Genomic DNA, 14,035 nt, shown 5'->3' on the forward strand with positions numbered 1-14,035 from the left:
CTATGCCCAGCTGCGGGGTACGGAAAGCGGAAAGTCCAGCAGCATCTGCGCGTAGCTCTTGCCCAGCGGGTCCGAGCGCAGGCTCGCCACGCCGCCACCGCCCAACGCGCCGTGCATCAGGAAGTTCAGCGCGTGCAGGCCTGGCACGTCGAAGCGCTCGACCTCGCCCTGCACCAGGTGGGCAAAGTACGCGCGCACGGCTTGCGGAGTGAGCTGCTCGCGCAGCAGTGCCAGGTACTCTGGCTTGCGGGCGATCACGCCGATGTTTTCGTCATCGCCCTTGTCGCCGCTGCGCGCATAGGCAAGCGTGACCAGTGGCCGCTCGACGCGCGGCTCGCGGGGGAGCGCAGGCGATGCCGGCGCGTCGAGCGCGACCGGCGGCTCCTGCGCCGCGCTCTCTGCGGCGTTGGGCAGCAGGATCTCGCCAGCCTCGAACTCCACGCGCATCGGCACGTCCGACTTGGGCACCAGGAAGGAAAACACCTTCACCACCGGCTGGATGTCCACCCGACCCGAGAAGGAAGAGCGCGTGCCCGCCGCCATGGACGTCCCCGCGGAAGAGCATTCGCGCTGCAGGAGGCTCAGCCCCCTGGCGAGCGGATGGCGCGCGCCGATGCGCAGCACCACTTCCCGTGTCGGCAACGCGCGCGCATGCGGGCCATACTGCGATTCGCAGCCGAGCAGCTCGATCACGGTCTCGGTGTAGTCCGGCATCTGGCGTTCAGCCAGCATGGCGCGGGTGCGCGCCAGCAGCGCCTCGGCGGTGCGGCGCGCCTTTGCGGGAGCATCGATGCCGCGGATCGCCATCATCAGGCTGATCTGGTAGCCGTCCTGCCAGGTGGCATTGCCCTTGTAGTGCGTGCCGGGTGCCCGGCCACGCGCGCCATGCACGCGTACGCGCCCGGGCTCGACCAGTTCCGTGCGCACCATGCGGAAGTCGCAGGTCACGTCCGGCATCAGGTAGTTGGCGGGATCACCGACCTCGTACAGCACCTGCTCCGCGACCGCGGCCGGATCGATCAGCCCGCCGGTGTCCGCGGGCTTGCTCAGCACGAAGCTGCCGTCGTGCGCGCAGTCGATCACGGGGTAGCCCATGCGCTCCCAGCCCGGCACGCGCTGCCAGTCGGTAAACAGCCCGCCCGTGGCCTGGGCGCCGCACTCGATCACGTGGCCCGCCAGCGTGCCGGCGGCCAGGCGGTCCCAGTCGGTCCAGTTCCAGCCGAACTCGTGGGCCAGCGCGCCCACCACGACGGCGCTGTCGACGCAGCGCCCGGCAATGACGATATCCGCGCCCAGCGCCAGCGCGCGGGCAATGCCTTGCGCGCCGGTGTAGGCGTTGGCCGACCAGGGCTCGGTGGTTGGCACCGGATTGCCGGCAAGGTCAGCCAGCCCCTCGGCGCACCACTGCGCGAAGCGCGGCTGCACGTCGTCGCCGCTGACCACCGCGATGCGCGGCGACAGCCCCTGCTGCGCCGCCACCTTGAGCAGTGCGTCCCGGCAGCCGTGCGGATTGAGGCCGCCCGCATTGGCAACGACACGGATCCCCCGCCGCAGGATTTCACCGAGGTTCGGTCCCATCGCCGCGTGCACGAAGTCGGTGGCGTAGCCCTGCGCCGGATCCTTGGCACGGGCGCGTGCCAGGATCGACATGGTGGTCTCGGCCAGGTAGTCATAGACCAGATACTGCAGGCCGGGCACCGCCAGCAGTTGCGGCGTGGCGATGGCGGAATCGCCCCAGAACCCGGAAGCGCCACCGATGCGCACAGTCTTGCCGGCGCGCGCTTCGCCTTGCACGGATTCGCTCATGCTTCTTCCTTTGCGGCCACATCGGCCTCCACCCGCACCAGCAACGAACCGGCACTGGCCTGCCCACCGGCGCGCGCGGGCACCTCCGCCACCACGCCGGCAAACGGCGCCAAAATGGTGTGCTCCATCTTCATGGCCTCTAGCACCACCAGCGCCTGGCCCGCTTCCACGTGGTCGCCCTCGGCCACATTGACCGCGACGATGCGGGCCGTCAGCGGCGCCTGCAGCACGCCGTCGGCGTCGCCCGCATCGCGGCGGCGGCGCGGATCGTGCAGCGGGAACTGCCAGGCGCGGCCGGACTGGAACAGGTGCAGCGCGTGCTTTTCGGCGGCGAACACCAGCGGATAGGCCACGCCGTCGCATTCGACCAGGGCCGTGCCGTTGGCGGCATCGGCACGCAGCACGCGCAGCCTGCATTCCACCGGCGGGTGGTCTTCACCGCGCTGGCGCAGGCTCACGCGCCAGCCGTCGGCGGACACGCGCAGGAACGCTTCCCAGGCCTTGCCGGCCGCATTCAGCACCACGCTGGAAGCCGCACGCGCAAGCGTGGCCGGCTTGCCGTTGCCGCCCAGCAGCCCCGATGCGGCCAGCGCGGCGCTTGCCGTCACATGCACCGGAGGCACCGGGGCCTGCAGCGCCGCCTGCATATGGGTGTCGACAAAGCCCGTATGCACGTCATTGCCGGCGAACGCCGGGTGCGCCAGGCACGCGGCCAGGAACCCCTGGTTGGTGGGCACGCCCAGCAGCGTGCAGTCCTGCACCGCTCGCAGCAGCTTGCGGCGCGCCTCTTCGCGGTCGGCGCCATGCGCGACCAGCTTGGCGACCATCGAGTCATAGTGGGTGGGGATGGCACCGCCCTCTTCCAGCGCATGGTCCACACGTACATCGCGACCAGCGGCGGGCGGGCGCCAGCGCAGCAGCGGCCCGCCCTGCGGCAGGAAGCCGGCCGGCACGTCCTCGGCGGTGAGTCGCACTTCGATGGCATGCCCGTTGAGCCGGACCTGGTCCTGCGTGACCGGCAGCGGCTCGCCCGCCGCCACGCGCAGTTGCCATTCGACCAGGTCGAAGCCGGTGATGGCCTCGGTCACGGCGTGTTCGACCTGCAGCCGGGTGTTCATCTCCATGAAGTAGAAGCTGCCCTCGGCATCGAGCAGGAACTCTATGGTGCCGGCGCCGACGTAGCCGATGGCCTTGGCCGCGCGCACGGCGGCCTCGCCCATGCGCGCACGCAGCACCGGGCCGACCGCGGGCGACGGCGCTTCCTCGATGACCTTCTGGTGGCGGCGCTGCACGGAGCAGTCGCGCTCGCCGAGATGGATGACATTGCCGTGGGTATCGGCAAAGACCTGGATCTCCACGTGGCGCGGCGCGATCACGGCGCGCTCCAGGATCAGTTCGTCTGAGCCGAACGCTGCCGCCGCCTCGGAGCGTGCGCTCGACAGCGCCGCGGGCAGCGCCGCCGCGTCGCGCACCAGCCGCATGCCGCGCCCGCCGCCGCCCGCCGCAGCCTTGACCATCAGGGGGAAGCCGATGGACCCGGCCTCGGCCAGCAGCGTGGCGTCATCCGGCGCGGCCCCCTGATAGCCGGGCACGCAGGGCATGTCGGCAGCCAGCATCAGCCGCTTGGCTTCGGCCTTGTTGCCCATGGCGCGGATCGCCGCGGCGGGCGGGCCGACGAAGACCAGGCCGGCGGCGGTGACCGCCTCGGCAAAGGCGGCGTTCTCGGCCAGGAAGCCATAGCCGGGGTGCACGGCATCGGCACCGCTGGCGCGGGCTGCTTCGACGATGGCGGCAATGTTCAGGTACGACTCGCGCGGCGCGGCGGCGCCGATGCACACGGCGCGGTCGGCGCAGGCAAGGTGCGGGCTGTGGCGGTCCGCTTCGGAATACACGGCGACGGTAGCCAGCCCGAGGCGGCGGGCGGTGCGCATGATGCGCACCGCGATCTCGCCGCGATTGGCAACGAGCAGCGTATGGAAGGATCGGCGGGTAGCAGACATGGGAAATCCTGTGAATCTCGTGGAAGATGCGGCTGGCGCGGTCAGCCGGTCGACTGCGCGGCGCGCACCGTGTCGGCATCGAAGCGAACGGTCCAGGCGGCATCGCGCTTGTCGCGGAATGCCGCCACGCCTTCGGCGCCCTCGCGCCGCATGCATTGCGCAAACTGGCGCGAGGCCTCGTCCAGCAGCGGGCCTGGCGGCTCGTGGCCGCAGCGGCCGACCAGTGCCTTGAACACGCGGTTGGCATTCGGGCCGCAACGGCCGATGCGCGTCAGCCACTCGGCTATCAGGGCGTCCAGCTCCGCGCTGTCGGCCGCGAGCTGGTCGACCAGGCCGATGGCTACCGCTGCATCGCCGCTGACGCGCTCGCCGGTCAGGCCCAGGCGGCGCGTGGCGGCAGCGCCCAGCTTTTGCACCACAAAGGGAGCGATCTGCGCGGCGACAATGCCCAGCGTGGTCTCCGACAACGCAAAGCGCGCATCGCTCGTAGCCAGCACGATGTCGGCCGCGCAGGCCAGGCCCATGCCGCCGCCCATGGCCGCGCCCTCAACCGCGGCGATCACCGGCACCGGCAGCACGCTCAGGCGCTCCATGAAGTAGCCGAACTGGCGGTTGCGCGTGGCGACCGGGTCTTCCTGGCTGGCGTCGGCATCAAGCCGGGACTGGAAGCTGCCCACGTTGCCGCCTGCGCTGAAGCTGCCGCCGGAGCCGCGCAGCACCAGCGCGCGGACTTCCGGGTCGGCTTCGGCCTGCGCCACGGCGGCGGCCAGCGCGGCCACCACTTCGGGCGCCAATGCGTTGCGGGTGGCAGGAATGTTGAGGGTGGCAAACAGTACGCCGCCGGCGCGGCGCACGATCACGGCATCGTTGCATGAGCTGTCAGGCATGGCGATCCTGGCTGGTGGTTGGTTCAGGAACGCGTCAGCCGCGCGACATCAGGCCCATCTGCTTGGCAATGACCTGGAGCATGACCTCGTCCGCCCCGCCGCCGATCGAGCCCAGCCGGAAATCGCGATAGGCGCGCGACGCATGGTTGTCCCACGTGTAGCCCATGCCGCCCTGGAACTGCATGCACCAGTCGGCCACCTCGCGCGACAGGCGCCCGGCCTTGAGCTTTGCCATTGAGGCCAGTTCAATGACCTCGCCCCCATTGATATAGGTCTGCGTGGCCATGTAGACCAGCGCGCGCAGCGCCTCCATCTCGGTCTTGAGCTCGGCCAGCTTGAACTGGATGAACTGGTTGTCCAGCAGCGGCTTGCCGAAGGCGATGCGCTGGCGCAGATAGTCGGCGGTTTCCTCGATCAGCGCGTTGCAGGCCAGCCGGCGCGCCGCGCCGTTCAGCCGCTCTTCCTGGAACTGCTTCATCTGGTAGATGAAGCCCATGCCCTCGTCGCCGATGCGGTTGCGCACCGGGACGCGCACTTCGTCGAAGAAGATCTGCGCGGTGTCGGAGCACCACATGCCGAACTTCCTGATCTTCTGCACTTCCACGCCGCGCACGCGCTTGCCGTCTTCCCTGAGCGGCACCACGATCAGCGACTTGTTCTTGTGGACCGGGCCGTCAGAGGTATTGCACAGCAGGCAGATCCAGTCGGCCTGGGTGCCGTTGGTGATCCACATCTTGGAGCCGGAGATGACATAGTCGTCGCCATCGCGCACCGCACGGGTCTTGAGCGAGGCCACGTCGGAACCGGCGCCGGCTTCGGACACGCCGATGGAGCACACCATGTCGCCGGCGATGGCAGGGGCCAGGTAGTTGCGCTTGAGCTCGTCCGAGCCGAACGCGGTCAGCGCCGGCGTCGCCATGTCGGTCTGCACCCCCACGCCCATGCCCACGCCCTGTGCGTGGGCATAGCCCAGCGCCTCGGCGGCGGCAACGGCATAGGAGAAGTCGAGCCCCATGCCGCCGTATTCGACCGGCTTGGTGATGCCGAGGAAGCCGAGGTCGCCCATCTTCTTGAACAGTGCATGCGCCGGGAAAATCTCGGCGGCTTCCCACTCATCGACGAAGGGATCAATCTCCGCCGAGACGAAGCGGCGGATGCTGTCCATGATGTTGCGGTGGTCTTCCGTGTAAAGCATGGTGGTCTCCTGGTGTCTTGTTGGTTCGGGACGTGTCGAGATGGCGGCGGCGCTCAAAAGCGCCCGACACCAAACTGGATCGCATGCGGCTTGCGCAGGCTGGCCTCGCGCGCGGTGGCCAGCACGAAGGCCAGCACGGCGCGCGTGTCGCGCGGGTCGATGACGCCGTCGTCCAGCAGCAGCCCGCTGGTGACGAAGGCGCTGGCCTGGCGCTCGAAGTTGGCAACGATATCGGCGGTCTGGCTGGCAAGCTGCGCCTCATCTACCGGCACGCCCTTGCGCGCGGCCTGCTGGCGCGCCACGATCTCAAGCGTCATGGCGGCCTGCTCGCCGCCCATCACGGCGGTGCGCGCGTTCGGCCACGAGAAGCAGAAGCGCGGCCGGAAGCCCCGTCCGCACATGCCGAAGTTGCCCGCCCCGAACGAGGCCCCGCAGTACAGTGTGATCTGCGGCACCGTCGAGTTCGACAGCGCCTGGATCATCTTGGCGCCATGCTTGATCATGCCGGCCTCTTCCGAGGCACGGCCGACGATAAAGCCGGTGGTGTTCTGCAGGAACACGATCGGCGTGTCCGACTGGTTGCATAGCTGGATGAACTGCGCGGCCTTGGTGGCGCCGGCCGGGTCGATAGGACCGTTGTTGGTGATGAAGCCGACCGTATTGCCTTCGATGCGGGCGTGGCCGCACACCGTGCCGGGACCATAGTCGGGCTTGAACGGCAGCCAGGCGGAGTCGTCGACAATGCGCGCGATCACTTCGCGCATGTCCACCGGGCGCTTCATGTCGAGCGTCATCACGCCGTCCAGCTCCGACGGATCGAGCCGCGGAGGGCGGGCGAGCTGCGCGGGCTCCGTCGCCACGGTCGGCCAGTCCAGGCTGGCGACGATGTCGCGTGCGGTGGCAATAGCGTGCTCGTCGTCCTCGGCCAGGTATTCGGCCAGGCCGCTGACCGTGGCATGCAGGTCGGCGCCGCCCAGCTCCTCATCCGTGGCGATTTCGCCGGTGGCGGCCTTCAGCAGCGGCGGCCCCGCCAGGAAGGCGCGCGCGCGATTGCGCACCATCACCACGTAGTCGGACAGCCCCGGCATGTAGGCGCCGCCCGCCGTGGACGAGCCATGCACGACCGTGATCACCGGCAGCCCGGCCGCGGACAGGCGAGCCAGGTTGTAAAACAGCGCGCCGCCGCGGACGAACTTGTCCACGCGGTACTTGCGCAGGTTGGCGCCGGCCGATTCCACCAGGTGAATGAATGGCAGCCGGTTTTCCAGCGCGATCTCCTGGCAGCGCATCAGCTTCATGTTGCCGGCCTCGGTCATGGCACCGGCGTCGATGCCGGAATCCGTGGCCAGCACCATGCAGCGCACGCCGCAGACGAAACCGATGCCGGCCACCAGCGAACCGCCGGGGATGGAGGTCTCGGGGTCGGGATCGTCCATGCCGAAGCCGGCCAGCGTGGCCATCGGCAAGAACGGCGCGCCTGCGTCCAGCAGGCGGCCGATGCGCTCGCGCGGCAGCAGCGCCCCGCGTCTGGCAAAGGTGGGCCGGGCGCGCTCCGAGGCGGCCACGGCACGCTGTTCGAGGCCATGGAGGCGGTCGATCAGGGCCTGCATGCCGGCGCGCTGGCTGGCAAAGGCGTCGGAAGATGAGTCGATGCGTGAGTCGATGGGAATCATGGCGGCTTGCGTGAGGTTCCGTGATGCATGGATTGCAAACCACCACGCTGCCCGGGACAACCGCAATCGCTCAGGTTGTGCATAATGTGCACAAGCCAGAAACCCGGGACGCGGGGCGCGGCATCCGCCACCCCCAAAGCGCCCCCCGACGCACCTTCCCATGCCCACCAAGACCCCCTCGCCCGGCGGCGTGCAGAGCCTGTCCCGAGCCTTCGCCCTGCTCCGGCTGCTCGCCGAGCATCACGAGGCGGGACTGACCCTGCCCGAGCTCGCCGCGATAGCGGAGATCGACCGTACCACCGCGCACCGGATGGCGCGCTTCCTGGAATCCGCGGGGTATGTCGAGCGCGAGTCGGGGGGCAAGCGTTATCACCTGGGCACTGCCGCCATGGCGCTGGGCCTGCGCGCGATGAACCGGCCGCCGCCCAACAGCGCGCTGGTGAGCAAGATGAAGGCGCTGGCCCGGCTCACGGGCGACGCGGTGTTCCTGACCGTGCGCATCGGCGACCATGGGCACTGCCTGCATACCGAGGAAGGCAGCCACCGGATCAAGACCTTCCACTTGCTGACCGGCACTTCCCGCCTGCTGGGCCAGGGCACCGGCAGCATGGCGTTGCTGGCGAAGATGGACAACGAGGCGGTGCGTGCGCATTACGAGCGGCACCGCGCCGAGTACGCAGCCGGGGGCCTGAGCCTGCTCAGGCTGTTGCGCGGTGTAGAGCGCGCCCGCAAGCTGGGCTATGCGCTTGCCGGCGCGGAGGGGGTGGCAGGCGTGGGCATTGCACTGCCCCTGGAAATGGGCGCCGAGGCGGCCATCAGCATCATGTCTACCGCGTCGCGGATGCCGGCGGCGCGGCGGCATGAGATGGGAGCGATTGTCGGCGCGATGTTTGCGCAGGGAAATTAGGGCCGGTTTCTGGCGCCGACCCAGGCGTCCAGTCCCTACTTCCTCAACTTCCCCTCAAACTGCTTTCGAAACTTGGCCAGTTTCGGCGAGATCACCAAGGCACAGTACCCCTGGCTCGGATTGTCCTGATAGTAGTTCTGGTGACTTGCCTCGGCGCGCCAGTACGGCTGCTCCGGCTCGACCTGCGTAACGATCGGCGCATCAAAAACCTTGGCCGCGGCCAACTCCCGCATCACGTATTCCGCCGTGGCCCGCTGCGCCTCCGAATTCGTAAAGATCGCCGACCGGTACTGCGGCCCCACATCGTTACCCTGCCGGTCCGGCGTGGTCGGGTCGTGGATGGCGAAGAAGATCTCCAGGATCTGCCGAAAATTGATCACCGACGGATTGAAGGTGACACGCACCACCTCGACGTGCCCGGTATCCCCCTCGCAGACCTGCTGGTAAGTCGGGTGATCCACATGCCCGCCGGTATAACCGGACTCCACCGCCACCACGCCATCGACCTGCTGGAAAACCGCTTCCAGGCACCAGAAGCACCCGCCGCCCAGCGTGGCCGTTTCAAGTCCATGTTCCATTTGCGCCGCCCCCTTGCGTTGTCGTCTGTGGTGTCACGGCCTCAAGCATAAGCGCAGATTGGCGCCCTTGCAGCAGATTCAGCCAGGCTGGCGCTGCGCCTCCAGCATCGCGCGCAGTTGCGGCTTGAGCACCTTGCCCAGCGCGCTGCGCGGCAGGTCGTCCAGCAGCACCACCTCGCGCGGCAGCTTGAAGCGGGCAATGCGCGTAGCCAGCAGTTCGCGCAGCGGCTCCGCCCCCAGCGCGTCGCGCGGCGCGCCCGGCGCGGGCACGATCACCGCCACCGGCACCTCGCCCCAGCGCGCGTCGGCCACGCCGACGACCGCGCACTCCTGCACCCCGGGCAGGCCGACCAGCACGTTCTCGATCTCGGCGGGATAGATGTTCTCGCCGCCCGAGATGATCATGTCCTTGCTGCGGCCGACGACTTCGATGCAGCCGCCGGCATCGCGGTGCGCGAGGTCGCCGGAATGGAACCAGCCGTCGGCCAGGCCGTTATCAGGCTGGTTCCAGTAGCCCGCCATCACGTTGGCGCCGCGCACCCAGAGTTCACCGACTGCGCCCTGCGCCACCTCGGCACCGTCCGGGCCGGCCAGCCGGACTTGCGCCTCCGGCTGCGGCCAGCCGGCATAGCCAGGCCGGGCCAGCGCATCCTGCAGCTTCAGCACCACCGACACCGGACCGGTCTCGGTCGCGCCATAGACCTGCCCCAGCGGCACGCCACGCGCATGGAAGGCCGCGATATACGACAGCGGGATGGTCGACGAACCTGCCATCACGCCGCGCAGCGCCGACAGGTCGGCCCCGGGCCAGCCGGGATGCTCCAGCACCGCGCGCAACGTGGCCGGCACCATCAGCGACAGGCTCGGCCGCGCCTGCGCGACCGCGCCAAGCCAGGCATCCGGCGCAAAGCGGTCGTGCAGCGTGACTTGCGCCCCGGCCAGCAGCGCCGGCAGCGTCTGGATGCACAGCCCGCCGACGTGGAACATCGGCAGCACCGACAGCACGTGATCGTCCGCGGTCATGCCATGCGCCCACCAGCTGGCGCGCGCATTGGCCAGCAGCCCGGCCTGCGTATGCACCGCGCCCTTGGGCTTGCCGGTGGTGCCGGAGGTGTAGGCGAGCAGCAGCGGCGCCTCGTCCGGCACCGGCGGGTGGGGCACGCCGAACGGCGCGGGATGGTCGACCAGCCGGTCGAGATGCGCGACCTGGCAGCCGCCGCCAGCCTCCTGCGCCAGCCCTGCATGGCGCTCGTCATGGAACAGCGCGGCCAGTTGCGCGTGGGCGGCGATGGTACGCAGCTCCGCCGGCGCCAGCCGGTAGTTCAGCGGCACGAACATCGCCCCGACACGCGCGCAGGCGAACAGCAGCACCAGCTGCAGTTCGTGGTTCAGGCACAGCGTGCCGACGCGCTCGCCCGCGCGGATGCCCCACGTCGCTGCCAGGTGGGCGCTGGCACGCTCGACGTGCCGCCACAGCTTGCCGTAGGTGAAGGTGCGGCCCAGGTAGTGCAACGCCGGCCGCCCCGGTGCCGCGGCGGCATGGCCATGCAGCATGGCCGGCAGCGCGCCCAGCCCGGCGGCGCCCGCACGCATGGCGCGACGGGCGGCGCTCATTCGTCGCGCTCGCCGGATTCGTACAGGGTCTCGCGCCCCATGCGGTCCAGGATCAGCTCGGCGGTCCAGGGCAGCATCAGCGCGCCGCAGCGCGAGTCGCGGTAGAGCCGCTCCAGCGGCAGGTCCTTGAGCATCGACTGCCCGCCGCAGGTGCGGATCGCCAGCCGGGCGATGTCGTTGGCGCCTTCCATCACGGTGTAGTGCGCGGCGTACAGGCGCAGGCGCTCGTCCTTGGTCGGATTGGGCTTCGCCTCATGGATCACGCGCCAGAAGAGCGATCGCATGGTTTCCAGCTGGATGCGCATCTGCGCCACCGCGATCTGCTTGGTCGGGTACATGCGGCGCTTGACCGGCGGCTGGCCCGGCACCTCGCCGCGCAGGTACTGCACGGTAAAGTCGTAGGCGGCCTGGGCCACGCCCAGGTAGGTCGGCGACAGCGTGAAGAACATCGCCGGCCACGTCTGCGCCGCGCGGTAGTAGACGCCGCGCGGCATCAGCTGCTCGTGGTCGGGCACGAACACGTCCTTGAGCAGCAGCGTGCGTGACACCGTGCCACGCATGCCCATCGGGTCCCACTCGCCGGTCACGGTCAGCCCTTCCGCCTTGCCGGGCACGGCAATGTAGAGCGTGTCGCGCATGTCGGGATGCTGGTCGCCGCGGTCCTCGGTGCACAGGATGCCGTAGTAGTCGGCCGCGCCCGACAGCGAGGCGAAGATCTTGCGCCCGTTCAGTACCCAGCCGCCATCGACCTTGCGCGCGGTGGTGCCGAACGGCGCCTTGCCCGCGGCGGCGGCGGAGCCTTCGGAGAACGGCTGCGCATAGACGGCGCCGTCGCGCACCACGCGTGCGAAATGCAGCTCGCGCCGGGCTTCGTGCTCGGCGCGCTGGTCAGGTGTCATGTCGATGCCGTCGGACAGCACGCCGGTCCACATGGTCGAGCAGATATGCATGTTGTACGTCAGCGCCGTGGCCCCGCAGAAGCGGCCGATCTCGGCGCCCACCATGCAGTAGGTGGCAAAGTCCGCGCCCTCGCCGCCGAACGCCCGCGGCACGCACAGCGCCAGCAGGCCGGCCTCGCGCAGGTCGGCATAGTTGGCGAAGGGGAAGCTGGCCTCGCGGTCCCAGGTGGCTGCGCGCGCCGCGAAGCGTTCGCGGCCCAGGCGGTTGGCCAGCGCCAGCAGGTGCGCTTGTTGCGGGGTGAAGTCCGCCGTACCGATGGCGGGGATGAAGTCGAGCTGGCCGGTTGGCATGTCGCGGTCTCCTGTTTTCCTGCTCGCACCGGATGCGGTCGCGGCGCGGCGGTGGTTCTTGTGTTGCGTTGCCGGAAAGCGGCGTGGTTCAGTGCACGGGGAAGCGCCGGTGCAGGAAATCCAGCACCGCCTCGTTGAACAGCGCGGGGCGCTCCATGCAGGCCAGGTGGCCGACATCCGGCAGGCAGCGGTACTCGGCGCCCGGAATGCGCTGGGCCATGCGCTCCATCACCTCGGGCGCGGCATTGGTGTCGTGCTGCCCGGCCAGCGCCAGCACCGGCACCGCGATGCGCGGCAGCGCGTCGCGCTGGTTGAAGCGCACCAGCGCGCCCAGCGCCGCGCGGTAGGTGGGCGCCGGCACCGCCGCCATCACCGCCGTGGCAAAGGCCACGGCTTGTGGCTCGGCATCGGGCGCGACCATGGTGCGCACCAGCCCGGCGGCCATCTCGGCCATGGTCCTGCCGGCGTCCAGCGGCGCGGTGCGCGCGGCGACGAAGTCGCGCTGCCAGGGCCCGTCACCCTTGCCAAAGGCGGGCGAGGTGCCGGACAGCACCATGCCGTCGATCAGCGCGGGCGCGGCCGCGCAGGCCTGCTGCGCCACCATGCCGCCCATGCTGTGGCCCAGCAGCACCACGCGCCGGCCGGCGTCGCGCTCGGCCTGCAGCAGCGGCGCCAGCGCTTGCGCCAGCCCGTCGAAGTCATAGGGATCGATCAGGGCGCTGTCGCCGTAGCCGGGCATGTCCCAGGCCACGGCACGGTAGCCGGCCTGCGCCAGCGCCTCGCCCTGCGCGGGCCAGGCGGCCTTGCCGCCGCCGATGCCGTGCAGCATCACCACCGCCACCGGGCCATCGCCCCAGGCCAGCGTGGCGATGCCGTTGGCGTGGCGTTGCATCGTCGCGCTCGCGCTCATGCCGCCACCTCCACCAGCGTGCCTGCTTCCACCTCATTGCGGCCATCCAGCGATACCGTGCAGTTGCGCAGCGGCAGGTCGAAATGGCCCAGCGTATGCCGCCCGGCCACCTCGTTGGCGCCGGTCGAGAACAGGAAGTTGCCGGCAAACGCGCGCAGCTCGGTGCCGTTGCAGTCGCGCTTGTCGTAGAAGGTCATCGCGTCCCAGCGCGCCAGCCGGTTCAGGCCCCAGCCCACGTGCGAGACCGCGTACGCATCGCGCGTGCCCTCGCGGTCGGCCCAGGCCTGGTAGTAGCCGCGCATCATGTCGGCATCCACGCCCTGCCCCTCGACGCCGGCGATGTAGTCGTCCTCGATATGGCAGACCACGGTATCGCGCAGGTAGGTCTTGAAGGTCAGGTTGACGTCGCCCGGCGCCAGCACCAGCGTGCCGTTGACCTGGCGGCTGGCCGGGAACGCCAGGCAAAGCCCGCCGGGCCAGTGCGAGACCTGGCCGGGCTTGCTGCAGAAGCCCCAGACCCCGCCCACGCGGGCGTCGGCCAGGCCGATGCGCAACTCGGTGCCGGCCGGCGAATGCACGCGCATCTCGCGCGCGCCGCGCAGGCGCTTCATGGCGGCGCGCACGGTGCCTTCCAGCGCCGGGTCGGGCTGGCAGCGCTCCAGGATCTCGGGGTGTTCGTTGCTGACCATCAGCATGCGCGGCACGATGCCGTCGGCGCCGCGCAGGATCAGCGACAGTTCCGGCGCGTGCAGCAGGCCTTCCACCGTGCAGTCCAGCACCAGGTGGCAGCGCGACAAGGCCGCCACCACCGGCGCGAGGCTCTGCAAGGCATCGCTGGCGCCGGTGGAGCGCACCGGCGCGGGCGCACTAAGTGCCGGTGTCGGCACCTGGATGCGCACCGGGGTGGCGCCCAGCGACTGCACGGCCAGTTCGGCCAAGGCCACGTTGACAGGGCGGGATTGCGACTCCGTTACAATTCCAACGACTTCCGCACCCTGCAGGGCACAGAGTTCCAGCGTGCGCCGGAACGCCGCCAGCCAGCGGTGTTCGATCTGCTCGATGAGCATGACGTTAGTCTCCTGCTTGTTGTATCGGCGGCAGTGCCCGCCTTGTTGTGTGCGCCAGCCCAGCGCCGCGGCCGCAAATAAGCGCACGGCCGGGCTTGAACTTGCTGCCCCTGGCGCAAATAATATATATGAAATTTCATGAACTCCA

The 14,035-nt window shown here is 69.8% G+C and carries 11 protein-coding genes; 1 reads left to right on the forward strand and 10 read right to left on the reverse strand.

The window, feature by feature from the left end; genetic code table 11:
* Genes AC1Q7H_RS01060 through AC1Q7H_RS01080 form a run of 5 tightly spaced genes read right to left on the reverse strand, consistent with a single transcriptional unit; the run spans position 1 to position 7,561 of the window.
* Positions 1-1,806 carry an acyclic terpene utilization AtuA family protein gene (locus AC1Q7H_RS01060; RefSeq protein ID WP_013957596.1) on the reverse strand — a complete coding sequence of 602 codons (1,806 nt, stop codon included), beginning with the start codon at positions 1,804-1,806 and terminating at the stop codon, positions 1-3.
* A complete protein-coding gene (locus AC1Q7H_RS01065; protein WP_492380837.1) occupies positions 1,803-3,806 on the reverse strand; it encodes an acetyl/propionyl/methylcrotonyl-CoA carboxylase subunit alpha in 2,004 nt (667 codons plus the stop codon). The genes AC1Q7H_RS01060 and AC1Q7H_RS01065 overlap by 4 nt, the downstream gene beginning before the upstream one ends.
* Positions 3,807-3,847: 41 nt before the next feature.
* Complete coding sequence (locus tag AC1Q7H_RS01070; RefSeq protein WP_492380838.1) at positions 3,848-4,693, reverse strand: enoyl-CoA hydratase/isomerase family protein; 846 nt, start codon at positions 4,691-4,693, stop codon at positions 3,848-3,850.
* 34 nt (positions 4,694-4,727) lie between these two features.
* On the reverse strand, positions 4,728-5,888 hold the full coding sequence (locus AC1Q7H_RS01075; protein ID WP_211980059.1) for an acyl-CoA dehydrogenase family protein: 1,161 nt from the start codon (positions 5,886-5,888) through the stop codon (positions 4,728-4,730).
* Between the two features lie 53 nt (positions 5,889-5,941).
* Positions 5,942-7,561, reverse strand: a complete 1,620-nt coding sequence (locus AC1Q7H_RS01080) for an acyl-CoA carboxylase subunit beta (RefSeq protein ID WP_013957600.1) — start codon at positions 7,559-7,561, stop codon at positions 5,942-5,944.
* A 160-nt stretch (positions 7,562-7,721) separates the two neighbouring features.
* Here AC1Q7H_RS01080 and AC1Q7H_RS01085 point away from each other — a divergent pair, with 160 nt between their 5' ends.
* Entirely contained in the window at positions 7,722-8,468 is a 747-nt protein-coding gene (locus tag AC1Q7H_RS01085) for an IclR family transcriptional regulator (protein WP_211980060.1), read from the forward strand.
* 35 nt (positions 8,469-8,503) lie between these two features.
* Here the strand turns inward: AC1Q7H_RS01085 and msrA are convergent, their stop codons facing one another.
* From msrA to AC1Q7H_RS01110, 5 genes are all read right to left on the reverse strand, one after another.
* Entirely contained in the window at positions 8,504-9,046 is a 543-nt protein-coding gene (gene msrA / locus AC1Q7H_RS01090; protein WP_013957602.1) for a peptide-methionine (S)-S-oxide reductase MsrA, read from the reverse strand.
* Positions 9,047-9,124: 78 nt separating this feature from the next.
* Positions 9,125-10,660: a class I adenylate-forming enzyme family protein gene (locus tag AC1Q7H_RS01095; RefSeq protein ID WP_492380839.1), complete on the reverse strand. Its 1,536-nt coding sequence runs from the start codon at positions 10,658-10,660 to the stop codon at positions 9,125-9,127.
* A complete protein-coding gene (locus AC1Q7H_RS01100; RefSeq protein ID WP_211980062.1) occupies positions 10,657-11,910 on the reverse strand; it encodes an acyl-CoA dehydrogenase family protein in 1,254 nt (417 codons plus the stop codon). The genes AC1Q7H_RS01095 and AC1Q7H_RS01100 overlap by 4 nt, the downstream gene beginning before the upstream one ends.
* 88 nt (positions 11,911-11,998) lie before the next feature.
* Positions 11,999-12,820, reverse strand: coding sequence for an alpha/beta fold hydrolase (locus AC1Q7H_RS01105; RefSeq protein ID WP_013957605.1), 822 nt, complete (start codon positions 12,818-12,820; stop codon positions 11,999-12,001).
* The gene (locus AC1Q7H_RS01110) at positions 12,817-13,887 is read right to left on the reverse strand and encodes a 2,5-dihydroxypyridine 5,6-dioxygenase NicX family protein (RefSeq protein WP_013957606.1); all 1,071 of its coding nucleotides are present in this window, start codon (positions 13,885-13,887) and stop codon (positions 12,817-12,819) included. The genes AC1Q7H_RS01105 and AC1Q7H_RS01110 overlap by 4 nt, the downstream gene beginning before the upstream one ends.
* Positions 13,888-14,035 lie beyond the last annotated feature (148 nt).

This window comes from Cupriavidus sp. GW823-FHT06D04 (genome assembly GCF_058795055.1).

Coding starts and splice junctions, on each gene's coding strand:
- AC1Q7H_RS01100 (WP_211980062.1), bottom strand. CDS start 11,910: ATGCCAACCGGCCAGCTCGACTTCATCCCCGCCATCGGTACGGCGGAC.
- AC1Q7H_RS01075 (WP_211980059.1), bottom strand. CDS start 5,888: ATGCTTTACACGGAAGACCACCGCAACATCATGGACAGCATCCGCCGC.
- AC1Q7H_RS01085 (WP_211980060.1), top strand. CDS start 7,722: ATGCCCACCAAGACCCCCTCGCCCGGCGGCGTGCAGAGCCTGTCCCGA.
- msrA (WP_013957602.1), bottom strand. CDS start 9,046: ATGGAACATGGACTTGAAACGGCCACGCTGGGCGGCGGGTGCTTCTGG.
- AC1Q7H_RS01105 (WP_013957605.1), bottom strand. CDS start 12,820: ATGAGCGCGAGCGCGACGATGCAACGCCACGCCAACGGCATCGCCACG.
- AC1Q7H_RS01095 (WP_492380839.1), bottom strand. CDS start 10,660: ATGAGCGCCGCCCGTCGCGCCATGCGTGCGGGCGCCGCCGGGCTGGGC.
- AC1Q7H_RS01080 (WP_013957600.1), bottom strand. CDS start 7,561: ATGATTCCCATCGACTCACGCATCGACTCATCTTCCGACGCCTTTGCC.
- AC1Q7H_RS01065 (WP_492380837.1), bottom strand. CDS start 3,806: ATGTCTGCTACCCGCCGATCCTTCCATACGCTGCTCGTTGCCAATCGC.
- AC1Q7H_RS01110 (WP_013957606.1), bottom strand. CDS start 13,887: ATGCTCATCGAGCAGATCGAACACCGCTGGCTGGCGGCGTTCCGGCGC.
- AC1Q7H_RS01070 (WP_492380838.1), bottom strand. CDS start 4,693: ATGCCTGACAGCTCATGCAACGATGCCGTGATCGTGCGCCGCGCCGGC.
- AC1Q7H_RS01060 (WP_013957596.1), bottom strand. CDS start 1,806: ATGAGCGAATCCGTGCAAGGCGAAGCGCGCGCCGGCAAGACTGTGCGC.